Origin of the sequence: Streptomyces sp. NBC_00659 (assembly GCF_036226925.1) — a bacterium.
Taxonomy (GTDB): Bacteria; Actinomycetota; Actinomycetes; order Streptomycetales; family Streptomycetaceae; genus Streptomyces.
Genome location: NZ_CP109031.1, coordinates 6883608 through 6908702, shown reverse-complemented (window position 1 = coordinate 6908702; position 25095 = coordinate 6883608). Strand labels below are relative to the sequence as shown.

Here is a 25095-nt window from a genome sequence, read left to right as displayed (position 1 = left end):
CGGCCTCCGCCGTGGGCGCGCCCCGGGTCCTACGCGTCCGGCGCGCTCCACCCCTGCCGCCGCAGCACCTCCGACACGTCCGGTGCCCGGTAGTGCTCGCCCTTGAGGACCTTGCCGTCGGCTCTGCGGGCGACGTGCCCGTCGGGGCCGAGCTTCGTCATGTTGGCCCGGTGGATCTCGGCGATCACCGCGTCGAGGTCGACCCCGTGGACGAGGGCCGTGCCGTACGCCACGTACACGACATCGGCGAGCTCGTGCGCCAGCCGGTCGAGCGGGCCGCCGACCGAGACCTCGGCGACCTCGGCGGCCTCCTCCGCCAGCAGCTCGCCCCGGTGTGCGGCGAGCTTCGGGGAGACCTCGGTCGGGGTGCCGCGGACATCGAGGCCGAAGGCGAGATGGAACTCACGGACCAGTGAGGCCGGGGAAGCCGGGGAAGCCAGGGAGGGCGATGGCGGGACCGTGGACACGGAAGAACCGGACGGCGGAACCGAGGACACGGGCGAACCGGACGGCGGGACCGTGGACACGGAAGAACCGGACGGTGGGACCGTGGACACGGAAGAACCGGACGGCGGAACCGAGGACACGGGCGAACCGGACGGCGGGACCGTGGACACGGAAGAACCGGACGGTGGGACCGTGGACACGGAAGAACCGGACGGTGGGACCTGCGACGGCAACGGCGGCGGCGACTGCATTCGACGAGCCTACCGATCCGCCGCGCCCCTCCCGGGCCCGGCCTGGCCAGGACCGGGCCCGGGCTGGCAGGATCGCGCGCATGTTCCAGGCACTGACCCGTATCGGCCGGCGACTCGCGCTGTCCGGCTCGGCGGCCGTCCTCGCGGTCGTCGGGCTGCTGCTGTGGTGGCTGCTGCCGCTGGGCGAGGAATCCCCGAGCGGGACGATCACCTTCAGCACGGGCACCGCGACCGGGGTCTACCAGATGTACGGCAAGCTCCTGCAGGGCGCCATCGCCAAGGACATGCCCGACCTGAACGTGCGGCTGTGGGACAGCGACGGATCGCAGGCGAACATCAGCCGTGTGGCCACCGGCAAGGCCGACTTCACCATCGCGGCGGCCGACGCCGTGGAGACGTACCTCCACCAGCACAAACCGGGCGCCCGCCGGCTGCGCGGCTGCTCGCGGCTCTACGACGACTATGTGCACCTGGTCGTCCCGCGCTCCTCGCCCGTGCAGTCCGTCGAGGACCTGAAGGGCATGAAGGTCGCCGTGGGACCGGGCGGATCCGGGGTCCGGCTGATCGCGAACCATGTGCTCGAGGCGGCGGGCCTCGACCCCGAGACGGACATAACGCCCCTCGACGAGGGCATCGCGACCATGCCCGGCCTGCTCGAAGAGCACAAGATCGACGCGTTCTTCTGGTCGGGCGGTCTGCCGACGAACGCCGTCCAGAACCTCTCCGAGACCGATGACATCCGGCTGGTACCGATCGGCAGCGACCTCGTCGAGAAGCTGCACGCGCAGGGCGGTGCCTCCAGCTACTACCGCTCGGCCGTGATGCCCGCGGACGCCTATCCCGCGTCGCAGCGTGGTTCCGCAGTGCCGACTCTGGCCGTGGCGAACTTCCTGATCACCCGGGAGGACACGGACGCGGACCTCACCGAGGCGCTCACCCGCACGGTGATCGCGAGCCGCGACCGCATCGGCGCCGTGGTGCACGCGGCCCAGCTCGTGGACCTGCGCACGGCGATCTACACGGACCCGCTGCCGCTGCACGAGGGCGCGCGCCGCTACTACCGGTCGATCAAGCCGTAGCGGCACCCGCGGTGGGGGCTCGCCGCGGGATCCGTCAGGTCACCGGCTCCGACCTGGGCACGGTCACCGTCACCCGCAGACCGTGCGGTTCGTGGTGGCCGTACGCGATGGAGCCGCCGCCCGCGGCGAGCAGGGCCCGGGAGATGGAGAGGCCGAGGCCCGATCCCTTGATGTTCTGATGGGCCGCGCTGCGCCAGAAGCGGTCGCCTATGCGGGCCAGGTCCTCGTCGCCGAGGCCGGGGCCGCCGTCGGTGACGACGACGGTGGAGGACGCGCCGTTCGAGGCGACCGTCACCTCGACCGTCTCCCCCTCCGGCGTGAACTTGACCGCGTTGTCTATCACCGCGTCCAGGGCGCTGGACAGCGTGATGGGGTCGGCCCAGGCGGTCGTAGGCGGGCAGTTCCCCGCCAGCCGGACGCCTCTGCTGTCGGCGACCGGCTGCCAGGACGCCACGCGCTCGGCGGCCAGCGCGCCGATGTCGGTCAGGCGCACATCGGCTTCGGCGTGCTCGGCGAGTGCCAGGTCGAGCAGGTCGTCGAGCACCTGGGTCAGCCGCTTGCCCTCGGTGCGGACGGACGCGATCTCCTCGTTGCCCTCGGGGAGTTCGAGGGCCAGCAGCTCGATTCGCAGCAGCAGCGCCGAGAGCGGGTTGCGCAGTTGGTGCGAGGCGTCCGCGACGAAGGCGCGCTGCTGTTCCAGCACGCTCTCGACGTTGTCCGCCATCTCGTTGAACGACCTTGCCAGGCGCTGGAGTTCGGGCGGTCCGCCGGCGGGCGCGACCCGGGACTTCAGCCGGCCGGTCGCGATGTCGTGGGTGGTGGCGTCGAGAACGCGTACGGGCTTGAGCACCCAGCCGGTGAGGCGCAGCGCGGCACCGAGCGCGAGCAGCATCGCGGCGATCTCGCCCGCGCCGATGATCAGCCATCCGTTCAGCGTCTTGGAACGCATCTGCCCGGTGGGCGAGTCGGTGACGACGACGGCGACGACGTCACCGTCCCTGACGACCGGGGAGGCGACGACGAGACGGTGGTGCTGCCAGGGCCAGACCTGTTCGGGATCGTGGCTGCGGCGGCTGACGAGCGCCTCTTTGAAGGCGCCGCGGGCCGCTCCGGCCTTGGGCAGGAACCAGTTCGCCGGCGCGTTGGCCATCGGCTCGTCGTCGCGGTAGAAGACGCCGACCCGGATGCCGTACACCTCGCGGTAGCGGGTGAGTTCGGCGCGCAGGGTCTCGCCGCGCTCGTCGGGGAAGCCGGCCCGGGAACGGCTCGGGTAGTCGGTGACGTACTGGGCCAGGGCCGCGAAGCGCGCGGTGTCGTCGATGCGGTCGACGACCACGCGCTGCTGCTGCGCCGCGGCGACGCTCACCGCGAGCGGGACGCCGAGCGCGAGCAGCACGGCCGCCATCAGGACGATGAGCAGCGGCAGCAGACGGGTACGCACCGTGCCCGCTACGCGGCCGGGGCGACGAGCCGGTACCCGACGCCTCGTACGGTCTCGATCAGCGCCGGCATGCGCAGCTTGGAGCGCAGCGACGCCACGTGCACCTCCAGCGTGCGGCCGGTTCCTTCCCAGCTCGTACGCCACACCTCGCTGATGATCTGCTCCCGGCGGAACACCACCCCGGGGCGCTGGGCCAGCAGAGCGAGCAGGTCGAACTCCTTGCGGGTCAGCTGGACCGTCGAACCGTCCACGGTGACCTGGCGGTTCGGGAGTTCGATGCGTACGGGGCCGAGCAGCACCATGGTCTCGCCGGAAGCCGACACGTCGTCGTGGGCGCTGCGCCGGCTGACGGCGTGGATCCGGGCGAGCAGTTCCCCGGTGTCGTAGGGCTTCACGACGTAGTCGTCGGCGCCGAGGTTGAGGCCGTGGATGCGGGACCGTACGTCCGCGCGCGCGGTGACCATGATCACCGGCGTGGCGGTCCGCTTGCGGATCTTGCCGCAGACCTCGTAGCCGTCCTGGTCGGGCAGTCCCAGGTCGAGCAGGACGACGCCGAAGCCGTCGCTCTCCGGGACGAGGGCCTGAAGGGCCTCCTCGCCGCTCCGGGCATGCGTGACCTCGAAGCCGTGCCGTGCCAGCACCGCGGACAGGGCGGCGGCGACATGGTTGTCGTCCTCTACGAGGAGCAGTCTCATTCCGGCCCCCTCCGGTTCATCGGTCGTACCCGTTTCGTCGGTCGTACGGTCTCGGGTCTCATCGGTCGAACGGTCCTTTTCAAGAACGTCGGTGCACGCGCGCGTGCACCAAGGAAGTCACGCCGATGGACAAGGACGGCGTCAAGGGGCTTCGGGTTGCCCGGGGCTTCCGTTACCCAGCCGGTACGCGCGTCCGTACGACTGCTACGACACGTGTCCGATTGCTACCGGATCGTGATGCTCAAGTTCCCCTCAGATGTAATGACGCTGGTCGTGAGGGGTTACTACTGTCCTCCGAAACGAGGAGGACGGAGCCCAAAAGCGATGACCGAAGCATCGGCGGCCAAGGACGCCACGGCCGGGACCGACGAACTGGTCGTCCTGAAGAGCGTCAACAAGCACTTCGGCGCGTTGCACGTGCTCCAGGACATCGACCTGACGATCACGCGTGGCGAGGTCGTCGTGGTCATCGGGCCCTCCGGGTCCGGGAAGTCCACCCTGTGCCGCACCATCAACCGTCTGGAGACGATCGATTCGGGTGACATCTCGATCGACGGCAAGCCGCTGCCCCAGGAAGGCAAGGCGCTCGCCCGGCTCCGCGCCGATGTGGGCATGGTCTTCCAGTCCTTCAACCTCTTCGCGCACAAGACCGTGCTCGAGAACGTGATGCTGGGGCAGATCAAGGTCCGCAGGAGCGGCAAGCAGGCGGCGGAGGAGAAGGCGCGCGCCCTGCTCGACCGCGTCGGCGTCAGCACGCAAGCGGACAAGTACCCGGCGCAGCTGTCGGGCGGCCAGCAGCAACGCGTCGCCATCGCAAGGGCGTTGGCGATGGACCCGAAGGTCATGCTGTTCGACGAGCCGACCTCGGCGCTGGACCCCGAGATGATCAACGAGGTCCTCGAGGTCATGCAGCAGCTCGCCCGGGACGGCATGACCATGATCGTCGTCACCCATGAGATGGGCTTCGCCCGTTCGGCTGCCAACCGGGTCGTCTTCATGGCCGACGGCCGCATCGTCGAAGAGGCTGTGCCGGACCAGTTCTTCAGCAATCCGCGCAGCGACCGTGCCAAGGACTTCCTCTCGAAGATCCTCCACCACTGATGTCTCCGCGCCGGGAGACCGCCTCCCCCTGCGGGGGGACCACGTCCCGGTCCACGGGGATCCCGCCCGTCGACGGCCCGTACTTCGCCCTGACTCAAAGGATGTTCACCATGAAGCTCCGCAAGGCAGCCGCCGCCTCGGCCGCCGTACTCGCACTCGCCGCGACCGCCACCGCGTGCGGTTCGAGCGACAAGGACGACAGCGGGTCCTCGCCCTCGGGCGGCGGCAAGGTCAAGGTCGGCATCAAGTACGACCAGCCCGGTCTCGGCCTGAAGCAGCCCGACGGCTCCTTCGCCGGTTTCGACGTGGACGTCGCGACCTACGTGGCCAAGGAACTCGGCTACAAGCCCAGCCAGATCGAGTTCATCGAGACCAAGAGCGCCGACCGCGAGAACGCGCTCGCCCGCGGCGACGTGAAGTTCATCGCGGCCACCTACTCGATCACCGACGAGCGCAAGCAGAAGGTCGACTTCGCGGGCCCGTACCTGCTGGCCCACCAGGACCTGCTGGTCAAGAAGGACGCGAACATCTCGAAGGCCACGGACCTCAACGGCAAGAAGCTCTGCTCCGTGACCGGTTCGACCTCGGCGCAGAACATCCACGACACCATCGCCCCGAAGGCCAACCTGAAGAAGTACAGCGGCTACTCGGAGTGCATCGCCGCCCTGCAGAGCGGTGCCGTCGACGCGGTGACCACCGACGACTCGATCCTCGCGGGCTTCGCCGCGCAGGACAAGTACAAGGACCAGTTCAAGCTCGCCGGCCTCAAGCTGAGCAATGAGAACTACGGCATCGGCGTCAAGAAGGGCGATGCCGAGCTGGAGAAGAAGATCAACACCGCGCTGGAGAAGATGGTCAGCGACGGCGCCTGGAAGCAGGCGGTCGAGAAGAACTTCGGCCCGGCGAAGTACCAGTACGAGCAGGCCCCGAAGGTCGGCGTCATCGTCAAGTAGCGCGGACACCGCCCGGTGACACGGGCACCGCGAGAAACGCAGGGACCTCGGACGACGCGGGAATCCGCGGTTCACACGGGGTTGCGCAGGTGTGCCGCCGTCCGTCGCGATCACGGCGGCGGCATGCCGCGCCCGCCCAGTCCGCCACGTACGCCACCACCCGGAAGCGCGGGAGATCGTGTTCGACTTTCTTCAAGGTTATGACGTCCTGGGGGCGTTCTGGACGACGGTGAAGCTCACCGTCGTCTCCGCCCTCGGCTCCCTGGTCCTGGGCACCCTGCTGGCCGCGATGCGGGTCAGCCCGGTCCCGCTCATGCGCGGATTCGGCACCGCCTACGTGAACATCGTCCGGAACATCCCGCTGACGGTCATCATCGTGTTCAGTTCGCTCGGCCTCGCGGACATCTTCGGTGTGACGATGGGCGCGTCCGACAACTTCGATGTCCAGGGTTTCCGGCTCGCGGTGCTCAGTCTCGTCGGCTACCACGCGGCGTTCGTCTGCGAGGCGCTGCGCTCCGGCATCAACACCGTGCCGGTCGGACAGGCCGAGGCGGCCCGCGCGATCGGGCTCAGCTTCAGCCAGACCCTGAGGCTCGTCGTGCTGCCGCAGGCGTTCCGTTCCGTCATCATCCCGCTGGCGAACGTGCTGATCGCACTGACCAAGAACACGACCGTGGCCGCCGCCATCGGCGTGGCCGAGGCCGCGAGCCTGATGAAGACGATGATCGAGAACGAGGCCCAGACGGTCCTCATCGCCGCGGTCTTCGCCTTCGGCTTCGTGGTCCTGACCCTCCCCACCGGCCTCGTCCTCGGCTGGCTGGGCAAGCGACTGGCGGTAAAGCGATGACCTCCGTCCTCTACGACGCCCCCGGCCCCCGCGCCAAGCGCCGCAATGTGGTCCTCTCGGTGCTCTTCGTCGTCCTGCTCGGACTGCTCCTGTGGTGGATCTGGCTGGTGATGGACGACAAGGGCCAGCTCAAGTGGGACCTGTGGGAGCCGTTCACCACAGCCGACGCCTGGAACACGTATCTGCTGCCGGGTCTCTGGAACACACTGAAGGCCGCCGCGCTCAGCATGGTGATCGCCCTTCCCCTGGGCGCCGCCCTCGGTATCGCACGTCTGTCCGACCACCGCTGGGTGCGGGTTCCCGTGGGCGCCGTGGTCGAGTTCTTCCGGTCCATCCCGGTCCTGCTGCTCATGCTGTTCGCGAACGAGCTCTACGCCAAGTCCGCGAACGTCGCGAGCGAGGACCGTCCGTTCTACGCGGTCGTCACCGGTCTGGTGCTCTACAACTCCGCGGTCCTCGCCGAGGTCGTACGGGCGGGCATCCTCGCGCTCCCCAGAGGACAGACGGAGGCCGCGTACGCGATCGGGCTGCGCAAGGGCCAGACGATGACCAGTATCCTGCTGCCGCAGTCGGTCACCGTGATGCTCCCGGCGATCGTCAGCCAGCTCGTCGTCATCGTGAAGGACACCGCGCTGGGCGGTGTGATGATCGGCTACACGGAACTCCTCGTCGCACGCAGCACCCTCGCGGCCAACTACGCCAACGTCGTCCCGAGCTTCATCGTGGTCGCCGTCATCTTCATCGTGGTGAACTTCGCGATCACCAGCTTCGCCTCCTGGCTGGAGGGGCGACTGCGCCGCGGCAAGAAGTCGACCGGCGCGGTGCTCTCGCCGAACGACGCGACCATCGCCGGTACGACGGCCACGGGTGCTGGCGGGGGCGCGATCTGACGAATCGTCCGAACATCAGTCGATCGGTGTGACCGAAGGGGTCAGTGACGGGACCGCCACTGACCCCGTCACTTGACGCAAGCAGCGGCAATGGGTTGCATACGTTCTGTGATCGTGCACCCTGCTCCACCTGCCTGTTCCCGTACGTCCCTCAGGACACAGCTCCGTGCAGGGGGCACCGCGCCGTGGACCCGGTGATCATCGTCGGAGCGGGGCCCGTGGGGCTCACGCTGGCCCTTGCGCTGGCTCGCCAGGAAGTCCCCTCCGTGGTCCTCGACGAGGGACCGGGCAAGGACGAACAGCGGCTCGCGCGGACCGTGGTGCTGCGCGAGGACACGGTCGCGCTGGTCGAACGGCTGACAGGACTGCCTCTCGACGACGCCGGCTTCCGTTGGGCCGGATGGCGGTCGATGCGGCGCAGGCAGGTGATGCGCGAGATCACCTTCGACGGGAAGACTCCCGGGAGCACGAAGGGCGTCGCCGATCCTCTCGGCGCCGGTGCCGCGTGGGGCGACGATCCTCGGGGGATCGTCGCCCCACGCGGCACCGGCCCGTCCCGGGATACGGAAAGCGCCGCGGACGGTGAGGAGTTCAGCGCCCCCCTGCACATCGCCCAGCACGCGCTGACCGGCGCCCTGCGCGAGGCCATCATCCACGAGCGGCTCATCAAGGTCGCCGTGCACAGCCGCCTCGACTCCGTCGAGCAGGACACCTCCGGCGTCACGGCGCACACCCGGGGACCCAACGGCACCTGGTGGCGTGGCAGTTACCTGGTCGGCTGCGACGGACCGCGCTCGACGGTGCGCAAGCTCCAGGACATCCGCTTCCCCGGGCGCACCGCCGTCGAACGCCACGCCGTGGCGGCCCTGCGCACGGAACTCCCCTGGCCCGGGGAGGCGTTGCTGCACCGGATGATGCCGTGGCGCAGCTCCGGCCCCTCGGCCGGCGAGGTGAGCGCCCGTCCGCTCGCCGAGGACGTCTGGCGTCTTGACTGGCTGCTGCCACCGGGCAAGGACCTCGTCACGCCTGACCTGCTGGTGGCCCGCATCCGGGAGACCCTCGGGGGCTGGAGCGGCGGCGCCACACCCGCGTACGAACTGCTCGACACCGGAGTCCACACCGTCCACCACCGGCTGGCCCGCCGCTGGCGCGCCGGTCGGGTCTTCCTCGCCGGGGACGCGGCCCATCTGCTCGGCGCCCTCGGCACCCAGGGCCTGGACGAGGGGCTGCGGGACGCCGACAACCTCGCCTGGAAGCTGGCGCTCACCTGGCACCACGGCCCGCACCCCGCGCTCCTCGACAGCTACCAGACGGAACGGCGCGCGGTGGTCGCCGCCCGGCTGCGCGCCGCCGACCAGGCACTGCCCCTGCTGCGCAGCGGCGGCGGTCTGCGCGCCTACGTCCCCGGGGCCGCCCGCGGCCACGACGCCCTGCTCACGGACGGCCACCTGGGTCGCGGCCCGCTGGGTGCGCCGGGGGCGTACGCCCACTCCCCTCTCATGCCTCCGCCCGCCGAGTCGCACGCCCCTGTCGACACCGAGCCCGGTGCTCCGGTCGTCGATGTCCGGGTGACTGCGGAGGACGGTTCGTTCGTACCGCTGCGGGAACGGCTCGGGCGCGGGGTCCTGCTCGTCGTGCTGATCGCTCCGGGTACGGGGGTGTGGGCCCGCAAGCACTGGGTGACGGCCGGCGTCATGCCCCGGCTCGCCGCCGCCGTGACCGCGCTGCCGCACCCCGCCGAACTGCTCGTCGCGGAGAGCTACCCGGGCGCGGCGGCGCACACCGTGCTGCTGGTCCGCCCCGACGGGCACCTGGTCACCGCGCTCAGCGGGGTCCGGCCGGCCGACCTGTACGAGGCGGCCGAGGCGACCCTCGGGGGTCCGGCGGCCCAGGTGGACGCGGAGAGCGCCGCGGAGGCGACCGCGGGCAGGAGATGAACACCCCGTGACCGTCCGGCCCGGGGTTTCCCGGTCCTTCGGGCCTCCATGGTCCACATAGTGACGGTGAGTTGACCGGTCCCCGCCGCCATGGTCTACTCCGGATCGTGACCGACACCTGTGTGCGCCTGTGGCGGAGGGTCCATATGGACCTCGTCCGCTATGCGGGCTGCGTGTGTCGTCCGTCCTTCTGACTTCGCATCCTCATCTCCCGCGCGCAGCCGCCGTGCCGCCGCGTCTTTCTCGCGAACTCTCAGGACGGTCCGAGTGTCTGTACCACCCCCTGTCTCCACGTCTGCCTCGGCAGCCGCCGCCTCCGCGGTATCCGGCGCACCCCGTACCCCCACGCAGGCCGACCTGCTGGCCTTCGTACGCCGCACGGCAGCCGACGCCGAGCTGATCGCCTCGCTCCCCCTCGACCCCGAGGGCCGTACCTGGGTGCGGCTCGAAGGCCCCGGCGGCAGTGAGGCCTGGCTCATCGGCTGGCCGCCGGGCACCGGAACCGGCTGGCACGACCACGCCGAATCGGTGGGCGCCTTCCTCACCGCGCGGGGCGAACTCAAGGAGAACTCCCTCGCCGCCCGGCTGCCCGCCGACGGCTGGAAGACCCTGGAACTCACCGAGGACATCGACCGGCAGCGGAAACTGCCGGCGGGCACCGGCCGCGGCTTCGGGCGCCATCACGTGCACGAGGTACTGAACGAGTCCGCCGAGGAGCACGCGATCTCGGTCCACGCCTACTACCCGCCGCTCCCGCAGATCCGCCGCTACAGCCGTACGGGCCCGGTCCTGCGTCTGGAGCATGTCGAACGTCCGGAGGACTGGCAGTGAGTGACACCCGGCAGCCCGTCGGCATCGACACCTTGCTGGAGCAGGTCCGCGCGGGCCTGGACCGGGTGGAGGCCGAGGAGGCCTACGAGGCCGTGCGGAGTGGAGAAGCCCTTCTGGTCGACACCCGGTACGCCGCCCTGCGGGAACGGGACGGCCTGATCCCCGGCGCCCTCGTCGTCGAGCGCAACGAACTGGAGTGGCGGCTCGACCCCACGGGCAGTCACCGCGCCCCGGAGGCCACGAGCCATGACCTGCGGGTCGTGCTGTTCTGCAACGAGGGGTACGCCTCCAGCCTGGCCGCCGAGTCCCTGCGCCGGCTCGGACTGCACAGGGCCACCGATCTGATCGGCGGCTTCCAGGCGTGGAAGAGCGCGGGCCTTCCGGTGACGGCCACCGGCACGGGGAGCTGACCGCGCTCCTCGCGGACGGGCGCCCGTCGGATCAGAATCCCTCGTCCCCGAGCCCTTCCGTGTCCTCGCCCTCTTCCTCCAGCGCCCGGCGGACCACACGCAGGGCCATGCCCTGGGAGTAGCCCTTGCGGGCGAGCATGCCGGCGAGGCGTCTCAGCCGCTTGTCGCGGTCCAGTCCGCGGGTGGAGCGCAACTTGCGCGCGACCAGCTCGCGCGCGGTCGCCTCCTCCTGCTCGGCGTCGAGCTGTCCGACGGCTTCGTCGATCAGCGTCGATTCCACGCCCTTGGTCCGCAGTTCCTGGACGAGCGCCCGCCGGGCCAGCCCCCGGCCATGGTGCCGGGACTCGACCCAGGCGTCCGCGAAGGCGCTGTCGTTGATCAGCCCGACCTCCTCGAACCGTGACAGCACCTCGTCCGCCACCTCGTCGGGGATCTCGCGCTTGCGCAACGCGTCCGCCAGTTGCTTGCGCGTGCGCGGGGTCCCGGTGAGCAGGCGCAGACAGATCGCTCGCGCCCGCTCAGCCGGGTCCCCCGGGGACTCCCCCTTCTCGGCCCTCGACGAGGTGGGGGTGTCTCCGTCCCGCGGGTCGCCGGACGGTTCACCGAAACCGCCGCGCCGTCGACGACCCCTTCCACCACGCGGTCCGCCGTCGGCGCGTCCACCGCGCCGGGAGACCGCGTCCGGCGAGCCGTGACCGCGCGGCAGGCCGTCACCGTGCCGTGCGTCACCGCCCGTCGAACCTCCGCCGTCCGGATCCCGTTCCTCCGGAGCGACGCCGTAGAAACCGTCGGCTTCGTGGAACCCGCCGTCGGTGCCGTACGGATGGCCTCCGTACCCCCCGGCACCGCCGTACGGCCTGTCACCGTCTCCGGCCGGACCGCCGTCACCCCCGTCGTACCCCTGCCCCGGCCCGTCGGGGGTGAGGGGATAGGCGTACTCGGCCCAGTCGGTTCGTCGTGTCATGGACTAGCTCTTGGCCGCCGCGGCCCTGGACTTGGTGGTCTTGGCAGCCGGAGCGGGCACCGTCTTCGCGGCGTCGTCCGGGGCGGCCGAGACCGCCGCGTCCGCGCCCGGCTCGGCGGTGGGCGCCGTGGGCCTCACACCGACGCCCAGCTTCTCCAGGATCTTCTTCTCGATCTCGTTGGCGAGGTCGGGGTTGTCCTTCAGGAAGTTGCGCGCGTTCTCCTTGCCCTGGCCGAGCTGGTCGCCCTCGTACGTGTACCAGGCGCCGGCCTTGCGGACGAAGCCGTGCTCCACGCCCATGTCGATCAGGCCGCCCTCGCGGCTGATGCCGTGCCCGTAGAGGATGTCGAACTCGGCCTGCTTGAAGGGCGGCGCGACCTTGTTCTTGACGACCTTGACGCGCGTGCGGTTGCCGACCGCGTCCGTGCCGTCCTTCAGCGTCTCGATGCGGCGGATGTCGAGGCGCACCGAGGCGTAGAACTTCAGCGCCCGGCCACCGGTCGTGGTCTCCGGGGAGCCGAACATCACGCCGATCTTCTCGCGGAGCTGGTTGATGAAGATCGCCGTCGTCTTCGACTGGTTCAGGGCACTGGTGATCTTGCGCAGGGCCTGGCTCATCAGACGGGCCTGCAGACCCACGTGCGAGTCGCCCATCTCACCCTCGATCTCGGCCCGCGGCACCAGGGCGGCGACGGAGTCGATGACGATGAGGTCGAGCGCACCAGAGCGGACCAGCATGTCCACGATCTCCAGGGCCTGCTCGCCGTTGTCCGGCTGCGACAGGATCAGGTTGTCGATGTCGACGCCGAGCTTCTTGGCGTACTCGGGGTCGAGGGCGTGCTCGGCGTCGATGAACGCCACCTGGCCGCCGGCCTTCTGCGCGTTCGCCACCGCGTGCAGGGTGAGGGTCGTCTTGCCGGAGGACTCCGGGCCGTACACCTCCACCACTCGGCCGCGCGGCAGGCCGCCGACGCCGAGGGCGACGTCGAGCGCGGTCGACCCGGTGGGGATGACCTCGATGGGCTCATTCGGCCGCTCGCCCAGGCGCATCACTGCGCCCTTGCCGAACTGCCGTTCAATCTGCGCGAGCGCGGCGTCGAGCGCCTTCTCGCGGTCGTTTCCTGCCATGGGTTCCACCCGGTTTGCTTGAGTCGATCGCTTCACGTCAAAGACGCTAACGCCTGCCACTGACAATGCGCCCCGACGCCCGTCCAGCCTGTGGATAACTCGGGCATATCTCTGTCGAAACCATGCCGAATCACCCGTCGAAAGCTTCGCCGGAACCTCCATAAGAATGGATGTTCGATTTTCGTGTCAAGCGCACCACACGACTCTTCCGAGACTACGTTCGCGCTCCGACCACGACCGAGGATCCCTCGGTTCCGGGCCCCGGACCCCGCCCCGGCGCATCTCCGGAACCCGCTACCCGCCCGGACCGGGGCTACTCCCCGGGGCGTAGGGTCGGCGCCTTCGGCCGTACGACGACACCGCCGGCCCCGCCCGGCAGGCTGTGGGCCATGCCGACGACGACCCTTGCACCGACACCGCCGAAGCCCTCGCTCCGGCCGGCAGAGCGGCTCTGCCGGGTGACGGGCGCCCTGCTCGTCCTCTCCGGCTTGCTGCATCTGCTGGTCTTCGCCGTCGACGGCGGTCCGTGGGACGGCCCCGTCTCCTGGCGCAAGCCCGTCACCTTCGGGCTCTCCTTCGGCCTGACCCTGATCGCGATCACCTGGGTCACGTCGTACGTGCGGATGGAGGCGAGGCGGCGCACCGCGCTGCTCCTCGTGTTCGCCGCGGACTGCGTGCTGGAGGTCGGCGGGATCACTCTTCAGGCGTGGCGCCGGGTTCCCTCGCATCTCGACATGGAGACCGGCTTCGACACGGCGGTGTCCATGATGCTCGCGGTGGGCGGCGGGATTCTGGTCGTGGTGCTGACCGCGTTCGCGGTCGCCTCCTTCCGCGACCGGCCCACGGGGCCCGCGGGCATGCCGCTCGCCGTGCGCTCGGGGTTCGCGATCCTGCTCGTCGCGCTGGCCTCGGGCGCCGTGATGATCGCGCGTGGGGTCGTCCTCACCAGGACCGGCCACCAGGAGGCCGCGTACCACTCGACGGCTCCGCTCAAGCCGCTGCACGGAGTGAGCCTGCACGCCGTCCTCGTGCTGCCCGCGCTGGCCTGGCTGCTCTCCCGCACCGGCTGGAGCGAGGAGGTCTGGCGGCGGATCGTGCGGGGAGCGGTCGGCCTCTACACGGCGGCCGTCGTGGCCGCCGGTGTCCAGGCCGTCCTCACCTGGTGAACGTCACCACCGGCCGGGCCACCGCGGACGTCACCGGCCGAGCCGCCGCCGCACGCCGGCGAGGATGCCTGCCGAGCCGCGGGTGCGGTGCCCGTGCACCCGTGGGTCGTCCGTGACGTCGTAGCGCTTCACGTACGCCCCCAGGAACGCCTGCAGGGTGGCGACGGCGGGGATGGCGATCAGCGCGCCCACGGCCCCGAGGAGCGCGGTGCCCGCGATCACGGACCCGAAGGCGACCGCGGGGTGGATGTCCACCGTCCTGGAGGTCAGCTTGGGCTGGAGCACGTAGTTCTCGAACTGCTGGTAGACCACGACGAAGACGAGCACCCACAGCGCGTACCAGGGGTCGATCGTGAAGGCGATCAGCATCGGCAGGGCGCCCGCGAGATAGGTGCCGATGGTCGGGATGAACTGCGAGACCAGACCGACCCACACACCGAGCACGGGCGCGTAGGGCACGCCCAGCGCCTCCAGCAGGATGTAGTGCGCGACGCCCGAGATCAGCGCCATCAGGCCGCGTGAGTACAGGTACCCGCCGGTCTTGTCGACGGCTATCTCCCAGGCGCGCAGCACCTCGGCCTGCCGGGCCGGCGGCAGCACCGAGCACAGCGCGCGCCGCAGCCGGGGTCCGTCGGCGGCGAAGTAGAACGAGAACAGGGCGACCGTCAGCAGCTGGAAGAGGCCGCCGAGCACCTGTCCGGACACGTCCAGGACGCCGGTGGCGCTGTTCTGCACGTACTTGCGCAGCCAGTCGGAGTGGAGCAGGCCCTCCTGGATGTCGACCCGTCTGAGGTCGGTGTGGAAGTGCGTGTTGATCCAGTTGATGACCGAGTCGAGGTAGTCGGGGAAACCCTCGATCATCTTGATGATCTGGCCCGCGAGCATCGAGCCGAGCAGGGTGACGAACCCGGCGACCATGATCAACGAGCCCAGGAAGACAAGGAAGGTGGCCAGCCCCCTGCGCATGCCCCGTGAGGCCATCCAGCTGACCGCGGGTTCGATCGCGAGCGCGAGGAAGAACGCGATCAGGATGTTGATCAGCAGGTTGGTGAGCTGGTGGAACGCCCAACTGCCGAGCTGGAACACGGCGATGAGCGCCAGGGCGAGCACCATGGCGCGGGGCAGCCAGCGCGGCATGCGCGCGCCCTGCCCGGCGGCGTCGGCGCCCGGCGGACCGGGCGGCGTCGTGCCGAGCGGTGATGACTGCTGATCGACCTGCGTGTTCTCATCTGTCGGGGCCACCCGCCAAGTCTGGCCCACGCCACCGACACCGGATCCACGTCCCCCCGGTCTTTCCCGGTCCTGGGCTCCGTTCAGTGGTTCTCGTGCGGAACATTCATGTTCGCGCACACCACGCGCCACACGTCCTTGGCCTCCCAGCCCGAGTCCAGCGCCTCGTGGACGGTGCGCCCGCCGAGTTCCGACATCACATGATCGCGCGCGAACGTCTCGGCGGTGCCCGCGCCGAAGTGATCAGCCATTCGCTGCCAGAAGACCGTCAACCGCATGACTCCAGTATCCCGCCCCTGAGAGTGGGCCCGAGCCGGGACCGCGTGCCGAGACCGCTTTCCGCCCTACGGTCTGACGCATGGCCGAAACCGGAGCATCTCGACTCCCCCAGAAGCCCCCCGCGCACTCCCTCCTGGCCCGTGCCGAGCACTTCGTCTGGCTCACCGCGCGCGTGCTGGAGCAGCGCCGCTTCGCCTATCACTTCCTCGGAGGCGATGCCGACGCGGTGGAGACGGCGCTGGCCGCCTACCGCAACGACGACGACGGATACGGCCACGCGCTCGAACCCGATCTGCGCGGCCCGGTCAGCCAGCCGCTGCACACCGCTCACGCGCTGCGTGTCCTCGACTCGATCGGGCGCTGCGGCGGGCAGCGGGTGGAGCGGGTGTGCCGCTATCTGACCTCCGTGTCGACGGCGGACGGCGCGCTGCCCGCAGTCCATCCCAGCCAGCGCGGCTATCCGGCGGCCCCTTTCGTTCCCGTCGTCGACGATCCGCCGAGCGAACTCCTCGCCACCGGCCCCGTCGTGGGCCTGCTGCACCGCAACGAGGTGTGGAACGCCTGGCTGTTCCGGGCCACGGACTTCTGCTGGCAGGCGGTGGAGTCCCTGGAGAAGTCCCATCCGTACGAGATCGAGGCGGCGGTCGCCTTCCTGGACTCCGCGACCGACCGCCCGCGCGCGCAGGCGAACGCCGACCGGCTGGGCCGGCTCGTCCGTGAGCAGCGGCTCGCCGCGCTGGACCCCGGGCGACTGGAGGCCTACCCCGTCGCACCCGGGTACGCGCCGGGTGAGCACCACTTCCCGCACGACTACGCGCGGACGCCGGACTCGCTCGCGCGCGCATGGTTCACCGACGAGGAGATGGCCCGCTCACTGGACCACCTCGCGGACGAGCAGCAGGAGGACGGCGGGTGGCCGGTCCACTGGCGCCAGTGGGCACCGGGCACGGCCCTTGAGTGCCGCCCCATGGTGACCATCGAGGCCTTGCGCACGCTCAGTGCGTACGGCCGGACCGTCGACTGAGGTCACCGGGCCCGGTTGCCGGTCGCTCCGCTGCGCCGAGGTGCCGGGGCCGGCCGGCGCGCTGGTGTCCGGGCCGGCGGCGCGTCGGGCGTCCAAGCCTGCTGGTGCGCGCCGGACATCAGGGGCACTCCGGCGTGCCAGGTGCTCCGGAGTGCCCCTGCGGAGCACCTCGCCCGGTTCTCAGCCCGTCAGCGCGCGGACCCCGGCCGTCACCACCACCGCCGCGGCGACCACCACCAGGAACGGGGCGCGCAGGATCAGCGCGACGGCCGCCGCGGCGAGCCCGGCGGCCTTCGCGTCGAGGACGAGGACACGCCCGTCGGCGAAGGTCTGCTGGGCCGTGAGAGCGGCCAGGAGCGCGACGGGCAGCAGAGCGGCGAGGCGCTGGACGAGCGGCCGCTCCAGGACGCCCGCGGGAATCAGCAGACCGATGAGCTTGACGGCGTAGCAGCCGACGGCGGTGACGCCGATGGCGATCCAGATGTTCACCGCACGTCTCCTGACACGTCCGAACCTGACCCGTCCGACCCGTCGTCGTGCGCACCGGCCGGTGACCCGCTCACCGCGCCGGCCGGTGCCTCGTCCGACCCGCCCGCGGAGGCGTCGCGGGCTGTGTCCGCGCGGCGGTGCCCCGTCGCGTAGAGCACGGCGGGGGCGGCCAGGGCGGCCACCAGCACCGGGACTCCGGCGGGCAGCACGGGCAGCAGCCCGAGCCCGAGAAGGACCGCGATTCCGGCGACGGCACGTTCCGTGGCGGTCTTCAGCATCGGCGCGAGCAGCGCAAGGAACACCGCGGGCCCGGCCGCGTCCAGGCCCCACGCGTCGGTGTCCCCGATGGCCTCGGCCCCGGCCGCGCCGAGGAAGGTGGTGAGGTTCCACAGCAGGTAGAGGGACAGGCCGGTGACGGTGAAGCCGATCCGGACGCTGCGGCGGGTGGGCTGTGCGAGCGCCACGGCCGTTGTCTCGTCGATCACCCACTGCGCGGCGAACGGGCGTACCGCGCGCGGGAGGGCCAGCAGCTGGGACAGCCGCAGCCCGTAGAACGCGTTCCGGACCCCGAGGAAGAACGCGCCGGCGGCCGCGGTGAGCGGGTTGCCTCCGGCCGCGAGCGCGCCCACGAGCGCGAACTGCGACGCCCCGGTGAACACCAGGAGGCTGAGGGCGCAGGTCTGGAGCAGGCTGAGCCCACTGCCGGCCGAGGTCACCCCGAAGGCGAAACCGGACAGTCCGACGGCGACCCCGACTCCAAGGGCGTCGCGGACGACGGCCGTGTCGGGTTTTCCGCCTTCTTCACTGCGTATGTCTGGGAGAGCTGTCTGTTGTGCCACGCGTCGGACGGTACGAGGAGTCGCCCCTCGGTGTCTTGTACGTTCTTGCGCTCCCGCTGGTAGGCGCCCGGAGGCACGCCCACGATCCGGCCGAAGTGGCGGTTGAGGTGCGGCTGATCCGTGAAGCCGACGGCGACGGCCGCTTCGGCGGGGGTGGACCCGGCGTCCAGGAGGTGCCGTGCGCGGCGCACCCGCGCATCGGTCAGCCAGGTGTGGGGCGGCATGCCGTAGGCGTCCCGGAACGCGCGCAGCAGCGCGAACGGGCTGGTGCCGAGATCCGCCGCGAGCCGCTCCAGGGTCGGCGGCTCGGCCATCCGCTCGTCCAGCACGCCACGCGCGCGTGCCGCGAGCCGGGCACCCGCGGTGCGCACGGCCCGCTGCGGCAGTGGCCCTCCGTTCAGGCGCAGCAGCCGGGTCACGGCGACCCTCAGCAAGGTGTCGGCGGCCAGCGCGTTGCCCTCCTCCGCGGCCCTGAGCACCTGGTGGACCAGGCCCGCCGCATACGGGTCGTCGAGTACCGGGCGGCTGAAGCCGGGGGTGCCTCGAAGGGTGGTGGTCTCGGCGGCGATCTCGGCGACCATGTCCGGCGAGGGGTACACAGCCCCGTATCTCCATCCCTCGGGAACGCCTGCGCGTCCGGTGTGCGGTGTGTCGGGGTTGACCAGTGCCAGCGAACCCGGTCCCGCGTACCGGTCGGCGCCGCCGTGGTGGAAGACCTCGACGCCCTCGGTGACGGCGGCGATGACGAAGTTCTCGTGGGTGTGGCGCACGAAGATCTTCTCGACGTAGCGGGCTCGCAGCAGATCGACACCGGGCAGCTCCGCGTACTGCCAGTGCCGTGCCCGCTCCTGCCCCGAACCTGCCACGTCCTCATTGTCCGCCACCGTGCCGGGACCGACCGCCGACGCCTGCCCGCTGTGCCCGCTTCTGCCCGGATCCGGCGGCGCACCGCGCCCCCGCTCCGCTCAGCCGTGGCGTTCTCGCAGGTCAGCTCGGTTGTCAGTGGGCGGGTGCAGGATGGACGCATGGTCAGCTCCGCACACCGAGCGCTCGACGGCTTCTCCCCCGCGACCCGAGGCTGGTTCACGGGGGCCTTCTCCGCGCCCACCGCGGCCCAGGCCGGGGCATGGGCGGCCATCGGCGCGGGCTCGGACGTGCTGGTCGTGGCCCCCACCGGTTCAGGCAAGACGCTGGCCGCGTTCCTCGCCGCGCTCGACCAGCTGGCCTCGACTCCGCCTCCCGCGGACCCGCGGAAGCGCTGCCGGGTTCTCTACGTGTCGCCGCTCAAGGCGCTCGCCGTCGACGTGGAGCGCAATCTGCGCAGCCCGCTGACCGGCATCCGGCAGGAGTCCGCGCGGCTCGGGCTGCCGGAGCCGGAGGTGAAGGTGGGCATCCGTTCCGGCGACACCCCGCCCGCCGAGCGCCGGGCGCTGGCCACCCGTCCGCCGGACATCCTGATCACGACCCCCGAGTCGCTGTTCCTGATGCTGACCTCGGCCACGCGCGACGCGCTGACCGGCATCGAGACGGTGATCCTGGACGAGGTGCACGCGGTCGCGGGCACCAAGCGCGGCGCCCATCTCGCGCTCACGCTGGAGCGCCTCGACGAGCTGCTGCCGAAGCCGGCCCGGCGCATCGGTCTCTCGGCGACGGTGCGTCCCGTGGACGAGGTTGCGCGCTATCTCTCGCCCCGCCGCAAGGTGGAGATCGTCCAGCCGCCGTCCGGCAAGGAGTTCGACCTGTCCGTGGTCGTCCCCGTGGAGGACCTGGGCGAGCTGGGCGGGTCCCCGGCCGCCGACGGCAAGGAGGGCGCGGAGAAGCCGTCCATCTGGCCGCACGTCGAGGAGCGGATCGCCGACCTCGTCCAGTCCCACCGCTCGACGATCGTGTTCGCCAACTCGCGCCGCCTGGCCGAGCGTCTGTGCAACCGGCTCAACGAGATCGCGTACGAGAGGGCGACGGGCGAGCCCCTGGACGAGGCGCACGCGCCGGCCGAGCTGATGGGCGGCTCGGGCGCGGCGCAGGGGGCCCCGCCGGTCATCGCCCGCGCTCACCACGGTTCGGTCTCCAAGGAGCAGCGGGCGCAGGTCGAGGAGGACCTGAAGGCCGGACGTCTGCCCGCCGTGGTCGCCACCTCCAGTCTCGAACTGGGCATCGACATGGGCGCGGTCGACCTCGTCGTCCAGGTGGAGTCGCCGCCGTCCGTGGCCTCGGGGCTCCAGCGGGTGGGCCGTGCGGGTCACCAGGTCGGCGCGGTGTCCACCGGTGTCGTCTTCCCGAAGTACCGGGGCGACCTGGTGCAGGCGGCGGTGGTCACCGAGCGGATGCGTACCGGCTCCATCGAATCCCTCCGGGTCCCCGCCAATCCCCTGGACGTACTGGCCCAGCAGCTCGTCGCCATGACGGCGCTCGACACCTGGCAGGTCGACGATCTGCTCACCACGGTCCGCCGGGCGGCCCCTTTCGCCTCGCTCCCCGAGTCGGCGTTCACCGCCGTGCTCGACATGCTCGCGGGCCGCTATCCGTCGGACGCCTTCGCCGAGCTGAGGCCGCGGGTGGTGTGGGACCGTGTCGCGGGCACGGTGACCGGCCGCCCCGGCGCCCAGCGCCTCGCCGTCACCTCCGGGGGCACCATCCCCGACCGCGGACTCTTCGGGGTGTTCCTCGCGGGGTCCGACCCCAAGAAGGGCGGCGGCCGGGTCGGCGAACTCGACGAGGAGATGGTCTACGAGTCCCGGGTGGGCGATGTCTTCACCCTGGGCACCAGCTCCTGGCGCATCGAGGACATCACCCGGGACCGCGTCCTGGTCTCCCCGGCGCCCGGAGTCCCCGGCAGGCTGCCTTTCTGGAAGGGCGACCAGCTCGGACGCCCGCTCGAACTGGGCCGCGCGGTGGGCGCGTTCCTCCGCGAGGTCGGCTCGCTCCCCGAGGGCGACGCCCGCCTGCGTCTGCTCGCCGCCGGCCTGGACGCCTGGGCCGCCGACAACGTCATCGCGTACCTCACCGAACAGCGCGAGGCGTGCGGGCACGTCCCGGACGACCGCACGATCGTCGTCGAGCGCTTCCGCGACGAACTGGGCGACTGGCGTGTGGTCGTGCACTCCCCCTTCGGCGCCCAGGTCCACGCTCCCTGGGCCCTCGCCCTGGGCGCCAAACTCTCCGAGCGCTACGGCATGGACGCCCAGGTCATGCACGCGGACGACGGCATCGTGCTGCGGCTGCCCGACGCCGACCTGATGAGCCTGGACCTGCTCGACCAGGCGCCCACAAAGGCGGGCACGGAGTGGGACGCGGAGCAGGCGCCGGTCGGAGCGGCGGACGTCGCCTTCGACAAGGGCGAGGTCAACCAGATCGTCACGGACCAGGTCGGCAGTTCGGCCCTCTTCGCCGCCCGCTTCCGCGAATGCGCCGCCCGCGCCCTGCTCCTGCCGCGCCGCAGCCCCGGCAAGCGCACCCCGCTGTGGCAGCAGCGCCAGCGCGCCGCCCAGCTGCTCCAGGTCGCCAGTGAGTTCGGTTCGTTCCCGATCGTCCTGGAAGCAGTGCGCGAATGCCTCCAGGACGTCTTCGACGTCCCGGGTCTCACGGAGCTGATGGGCGACATCGAGTCCCGCAAGGTCCGCCTCGTCGAGGTCACCACCCCCGAGCCCTCCCCCTTCGCCCGCTCCCTGCTCTTCGGGTACGTCGCCCAGTTCCTGTACGAGGGCGACTCACCGCTCGCCGAGCGGCGGGCCGCCGCGCTGTCGCTGGACTCGCGCCTGCTGGCCGAGCTGCTTGGCCAGGCCGAACTGCGCGAGCTCCTGGACGCCGACGTCCTGACCGAGCTGGAGCGCGAGCTCCAGTGGCTCACCGAGGACCGCCGCATCAAGGACGTGGAGGGTGTCGCCGACCTGCTGCGGCTGCTCGGGCCGCTCATGGAGGCCGAGCTGGCCGAGCGGGGCGCGGAGCCGCGGTGGGCGAAGGAGCTGGCGGCCGCCCGCCGCGCCATCCGGGTCCGGATCGCCGGAGCCGACCACTGGGCGGCGATCGAGGACGCGGGCCGGCTGCGCGACGCGCTCGGCACGGCGTTGCCCGTCGGCGTCCCGGAAGCCTTCACCGAGCCGGTCAAGGATCCACTCGGCGACCTCCTCGGCCGGTACGCGCGCACCCACGGCCCGTTCACCTCGGCTACGGCCGCCGCCCGCTTCGGTCTCGGCACGGCCGTCACCGACGGCGCGCTGCATCGTCTCGCGGCGAACGGCCGGGTCGTCCAAGGAGAGTTCCATCCGGCGGGCATCGGCCAGGAGTGGTGCGACGCGGCGGTGCTGCGCAGGCTGCGCCGCCGTTCGCTCGCGGCGCTGCGCCATGAACTCGAGCCGGTCCCGCCCGCCGCGCTCGCCCAGTTCCTGCCGCAGTGGCAGCACGTGGGCAGCGGCCACGGGCTGCGCGGCATCGACGGACTGGTGCGTGCCGTCGAACAGTTGCAGGGCGCGTCGGTGCCGGCGTCCGCGCTGGAGAAGCTCGTGCTGCCGTCCCGGGTCGCCGGTTACACGCCCGCGCTGCTCGACGAGCTCACGGCCGCCGGTGAGGTGGTCTGGGCCGGGGCGGGTTCGCTGCCGGGCAAGGACGGCTGGGTGTCGTTGTATCTCGCGGACGCCGCCCCTCTGCTCCTTCCGGCCGCGCACCCCCTGGAACCGACCGCGCTGCACCAGTCGGTCCTCGACGCCCTCTCGGGGGGCTACGGCCTGTTCTTCCGTCAGATCGCCGACCAGGTCCGCGCCACCACGCACCCCGACGCGACCGATCCGCAGCTCGCCGACGCGATCTGGGAACTGGCCTGGTCCGGGCGACTGACGAACGACACGCTCGCGCCGATGCGCTCCCTGCTGGGTTCGGGCCGCACCGCGGGATCGACCGCCCACCGCGCCAAGCGCTCGGTCCCCCGCGGGCGCTACGGCTCCCTGACGGGAGGGGCGCGCCCCCAGTCGCGTACGGGTCCCCCCACCGTGGCGGGCCGCTGGTCGTTGCTGCCCGAGCGTGAGCCCGACACCACCGTCCGCGCCCACGCCCTGGCCCGCACGCTGCTCGACCGGCACGGGGTGGTGACCCGGGGAGCCGTCGCGGCGGAAGGTGTCGAGGGAGGGTTCTCGGCGGTGTACCGCATCCTGTCGGCCTTCGAGGACAGCGGCCAGGCACGGCGGGGCTATGTGGTCGAGGGGCTCGGCGCCGCCCAGTTCGCCATGGACGGCGCGGTGGACCGGCTGCGGGCCGCGGCGAACGCGCGTGACCGGGGCGCCGCTCTCTTCGGCCCCGGTGTCCCGGACAACTCCCCGGCCGCCCACGGCTTCCCGGACACCGCCGCCTTCCCGCCTTCCGGCTCGGGCTTCGGCGGCAAGGACCGTGGCGAGTCCTCCGTGGACCGGGACGATGTCTCCGACGGCCCGGACTTCTTGAACGACCTCACGCGCGACCTCGCCCTCGGCCCCGATTCCCCGCTCGGCCCCGGATCCGCCCTCGACCTCGACTTCGGCGACGACCACACCTTCTCCGGCGACTCCGCGCTCACGGCCGGCTCCCCGCACCCCGATGTGTCCCACCCCGGCGCGCCCCACAGCCGGAACGCCCGGTCCGACCGCGGCGGCTCGCCGTACCCGGCGAACGGTTCCGGCTACCCCGGCGGTGCGGGTTTCCCTGGCGCCCGTTCCCGTTCCCGTACCGCCTCCCCGGCCGTCGTGCTGGCCGCCGCCGACCCCGCGAACGCCTACGGCGCGGCCCTCCCGTGGCCCGAGTCCCCGACCGAAGCGGGCCACAAGCCGGGCCGCAAGGCAGGTTCCCTGGTCGTCCTGGTCGACGGTGAACTGGCTCTGTACATGGAACGCGGCGGCAAGACACTGCTGGCCTGGCCGGCCGACCCGGACAGCCCCCTCGCGCAGGACACCCGCCTGGGCGCCGCGTCGGAGGCCCTCGCCGCCGCCGCCCGCGCGGGCTCGCTCGGCACGGTCACCGTCGAGCGGGTCAACGGCGCCTCGGCCCTCACCTCACCCCTCGGCACTCTCCTGGAAGGAGCGGGCTTCATCGCCACCCCGCGCGGACTCCGCCTTCGCGCCTGACCGACCGTCCCCACCCGTGCCACCCTGGAGTCATGCCCGAAGGAGACACGGTCTGGCAGGCCGCGAGGCGCCTGCACGTCGCCCTCGCGGGCAAGGTCCTGACCCGTTCCGACCTGCGGGTGCCCCGGTACGCCACGGCCGACCTCACCGGTCGCGCCGTCCTGGACGTCACCCCGCGCGGCAAGCACCTCCTCACCCGGATCGAGGGTGGTCTGACCCTGCACTCGCATCTGCGGATGGACGGTTCGTGGAAGGTGTACGACACCGGCCGACCCTGGAGCGGAGGCCCCGCACACCAGATCCGGGCCGTCCTCGGCACGGCGGACCGTACGGCGGTCGGCTACCGCCTGCCCGTGCTGGAACTGCTCCGCACCACCGACGAGACCCGCGCGGTCGGTCACCTCGGCCCCGACCTCCTGGGTCCCGACTGGGACCCGGACAGAGCCCTGGAGAACCTTCTTCGCGACCCCGACCGCGCCCTCGGCGAGGCCCTCCTGGACCAGCGCAATCTCGCCGGCATCGGGAACGTGTACAAGAGCGAGCTGTGTTTCCTGCTCGGCGTCACCCCCTGGCTGTCCGTCGGCGCGCTGCCCGCCGGCCGTGCCGCCCAACTGCCGGCCCTCGCCAAGAAGCTGCTGGAGTTCAACCGCGACCGTCCGGTCCGTGTCACCACCGGGCGCCGCGAACAGAACCTGTTCGTGTACGGGCGCACCCCGCGCCCATGTCTGCGCTGCGGGACACCGGTCCGCTCGGGGAACCAGGGCGACGGATCCCGTGAGCGCCCCACGTACTGGTGTCCCTACTGCCAGACGGGCCCCACCCCACGACCGGGCGCCGGCCGGCGCACCGTCAGGGCGCACCGTCCCACCGGGCACGAGTCCCAGGCACCCGGCCGACCGCATCGCTGAGCCTCGGACAGAACGGCCCCTGGAACCACCGCCCAGCCCCGCGTCGTACCGGCACCGCACCGCAGGCCACGCGTCCCACCTCATCCGGCCCGCCCGCCTG

At 71.5% G+C, this 25095-nt stretch carries 23 protein-coding genes; 13 read left to right on the top strand and 10 right to left on the bottom strand.

The features are described 5' to 3' along the window. Positions 1 to 29: 29 nt before the first annotated feature. Positions 30 to 467, bottom strand: a complete 438-nt coding sequence (locus tag OG410_RS30225) for a hypothetical protein (RefSeq protein WP_329301980.1) — start codon at positions 465 to 467, stop codon at positions 30 to 32. Between the two features lie 311 nt (positions 468 to 778). Here OG410_RS30225 and OG410_RS30220 point away from each other — a divergent pair, with 311 nt between their 5' ends. Next, complete coding sequence (locus OG410_RS30220; protein ID WP_329301979.1) at positions 779 to 1777, top strand: TAXI family TRAP transporter solute-binding subunit; 999 nt, start codon at positions 779 to 781, stop codon at positions 1775 to 1777. A 34-nt stretch (positions 1778 to 1811) separates the two neighbouring features. Here the strand turns inward: OG410_RS30220 and OG410_RS30215 are convergent, their stop codons facing one another. After that, a complete protein-coding gene (locus tag OG410_RS30215; RefSeq protein ID WP_329301978.1) occupies positions 1812 to 3218 on the bottom strand; it encodes a HAMP domain-containing sensor histidine kinase in 1407 nt (468 codons plus the stop codon). Positions 3219 to 3226: 8 nt separating this feature from the next. After that, positions 3227 to 3913 (bottom strand): response regulator transcription factor, encoded by a 687-nt coding sequence (locus OG410_RS30210; RefSeq protein ID WP_326785114.1) that lies wholly within the window; start codon positions 3911 to 3913, stop codon positions 3227 to 3229. A 324-nt stretch (positions 3914 to 4237) separates the two neighbouring features. Here OG410_RS30210 and OG410_RS30205 point away from each other — a divergent pair, with 324 nt between their 5' ends. From OG410_RS30205 to OG410_RS30175, 8 genes are all read left to right on the top strand, one after another. Further along, the gene (locus OG410_RS30205; RefSeq protein ID WP_329301977.1) at positions 4238 to 5014 is read left to right on the top strand and encodes an amino acid ABC transporter ATP-binding protein; all 777 of its coding nucleotides are present in this window, start codon (positions 4238 to 4240) and stop codon (positions 5012 to 5014) included. A 110-nt stretch (positions 5015 to 5124) separates the two neighbouring features. Next, positions 5125 to 5967: a glutamate ABC transporter substrate-binding protein gene (locus OG410_RS30200; RefSeq protein ID WP_329301976.1), complete on the top strand. Its 843-nt coding sequence runs from the start codon at positions 5125 to 5127 to the stop codon at positions 5965 to 5967. Positions 5968 to 6145: 178 nt separating this feature from the next. Further along, entirely contained in the window at positions 6146 to 6814 is a 669-nt protein-coding gene (locus OG410_RS30195; protein WP_326785117.1) for an amino acid ABC transporter permease, read from the top strand. After that, positions 6811 to 7704, top strand: coding sequence for an amino acid ABC transporter permease (locus tag OG410_RS30190; RefSeq protein WP_329301975.1), 894 nt, complete (start codon positions 6811 to 6813; stop codon positions 7702 to 7704). Before OG410_RS30195 ends, OG410_RS30190 begins: the two co-directional genes overlap by 4 nt. A 185-nt stretch (positions 7705 to 7889) precedes the next feature. Then, positions 7890 to 9641 carry an FAD-dependent monooxygenase gene (locus OG410_RS30185; protein WP_329301974.1) on the top strand — a complete coding sequence of 584 codons (1752 nt, stop codon included), beginning with the start codon at positions 7890 to 7892 and terminating at the stop codon, positions 9639 to 9641. A 107-nt stretch (positions 9642 to 9748) separates the two neighbouring features. Continuing rightward, on the top strand, positions 9749 to 9835 hold the full coding sequence (locus tag OG410_RS42650) for a putative leader peptide (RefSeq protein ID WP_318722129.1): 87 nt from the start codon (positions 9749 to 9751) through the stop codon (positions 9833 to 9835). Positions 9836 to 9908: 73 nt separating this feature from the next. Then, positions 9909 to 10472 carry a cysteine dioxygenase gene (locus OG410_RS30180; protein ID WP_329301973.1) on the top strand — a complete coding sequence of 188 codons (564 nt, stop codon included), beginning with the start codon at positions 9909 to 9911 and terminating at the stop codon, positions 10470 to 10472. After that, complete coding sequence (locus OG410_RS30175) at positions 10469 to 10882, top strand: rhodanese-like domain-containing protein (RefSeq protein ID WP_329301972.1); 414 nt, start codon at positions 10469 to 10471, stop codon at positions 10880 to 10882. The genes OG410_RS30180 and OG410_RS30175 overlap by 4 nt, the downstream gene beginning before the upstream one ends. 31 nt (positions 10883 to 10913) lie before the next feature. Here the strand turns inward: OG410_RS30175 and recX are convergent, their stop codons facing one another. Next, complete coding sequence (gene recX / locus OG410_RS30170) at positions 10914 to 11846, bottom strand: recombination regulator RecX (RefSeq protein ID WP_329301971.1); 933 nt, start codon at positions 11844 to 11846, stop codon at positions 10914 to 10916. 3 nt (positions 11847 to 11849) lie between these two features. Continuing rightward, positions 11850 to 12974: a recombinase RecA gene (gene recA / locus OG410_RS30165; RefSeq protein ID WP_329301970.1), complete on the bottom strand. Its 1125-nt coding sequence runs from the start codon at positions 12972 to 12974 to the stop codon at positions 11850 to 11852. A gap of 389 nt (positions 12975 to 13363) precedes the next feature. Here recA and OG410_RS30160 point away from each other — a divergent pair, with 389 nt between their 5' ends. Then, positions 13364 to 14140 carry a hypothetical protein gene (locus tag OG410_RS30160; RefSeq protein WP_329301969.1) on the top strand — a complete coding sequence of 259 codons (777 nt, stop codon included), beginning with the start codon at positions 13364 to 13366 and terminating at the stop codon, positions 14138 to 14140. Between the two features lie 30 nt (positions 14141 to 14170). Here the strand turns inward: OG410_RS30160 and OG410_RS30155 are convergent, their stop codons facing one another. Both OG410_RS30155 and OG410_RS30150 read right to left on the bottom strand, forming a co-directional pair. Beyond that, entirely contained in the window at positions 14171 to 15382 is a 1212-nt protein-coding gene (locus OG410_RS30155) for an AI-2E family transporter (protein WP_329301968.1), read from the bottom strand. A gap of 71 nt (positions 15383 to 15453) precedes the next feature. Continuing rightward, the gene (locus tag OG410_RS30150; protein ID WP_329301967.1) at positions 15454 to 15648 is read right to left on the bottom strand and encodes a DUF3046 domain-containing protein; all 195 of its coding nucleotides are present in this window, start codon (positions 15646 to 15648) and stop codon (positions 15454 to 15456) included. 80 nt (positions 15649 to 15728) lie between these two features. Between OG410_RS30150 and OG410_RS30145 the strand changes: the two genes are divergently transcribed. After that, on the top strand, positions 15729 to 16673 hold the full coding sequence (locus OG410_RS30145; protein ID WP_329301966.1) for a hypothetical protein: 945 nt from the start codon (positions 15729 to 15731) through the stop codon (positions 16671 to 16673). Between the two features lie 180 nt (positions 16674 to 16853). Here OG410_RS30145 and OG410_RS30140 read toward each other — a convergent pair whose 3' ends face one another. Genes OG410_RS30140 through OG410_RS30130 form a run of 3 tightly spaced genes read right to left on the bottom strand, consistent with a single transcriptional unit; the run spans position 16854 to position 18867 of the window. Then, complete coding sequence (locus OG410_RS30140) at positions 16854 to 17162, bottom strand: AzlD domain-containing protein (RefSeq protein WP_326785127.1); 309 nt, start codon at positions 17160 to 17162, stop codon at positions 16854 to 16856. After that, on the bottom strand, positions 17159 to 17974 hold the full coding sequence (locus OG410_RS30135) for an AzlC family ABC transporter permease (protein ID WP_329304296.1): 816 nt from the start codon (positions 17972 to 17974) through the stop codon (positions 17159 to 17161). The genes OG410_RS30140 and OG410_RS30135 overlap by 4 nt, the downstream gene beginning before the upstream one ends. Then, complete coding sequence (locus OG410_RS30130; protein WP_329301965.1) at positions 17875 to 18867, bottom strand: AraC family transcriptional regulator; 993 nt, start codon at positions 18865 to 18867, stop codon at positions 17875 to 17877. Before OG410_RS30130 ends, OG410_RS30135 begins: the two co-directional genes overlap by 100 nt. 159 nt (positions 18868 to 19026) lie before the next feature. On the opposite strand from OG410_RS30130, the gene OG410_RS30125 reads away from it, so the two are divergent. Together OG410_RS30125 and OG410_RS30120 are read left to right on the top strand one after the other, a co-directional pair. Beyond that, positions 19027 to 24087 (top strand): ATP-dependent helicase, encoded by a 5061-nt coding sequence (locus tag OG410_RS30125; RefSeq protein ID WP_329301964.1) that lies wholly within the window; start codon positions 19027 to 19029, stop codon positions 24085 to 24087. Between the two features lie 32 nt (positions 24088 to 24119). Continuing rightward, on the top strand, positions 24120 to 24995 hold the full coding sequence (locus OG410_RS30120; RefSeq protein ID WP_329301963.1) for an Fpg/Nei family DNA glycosylase: 876 nt from the start codon (positions 24120 to 24122) through the stop codon (positions 24993 to 24995). Positions 24996 to 25095: the final 100 nt, after the last annotated feature.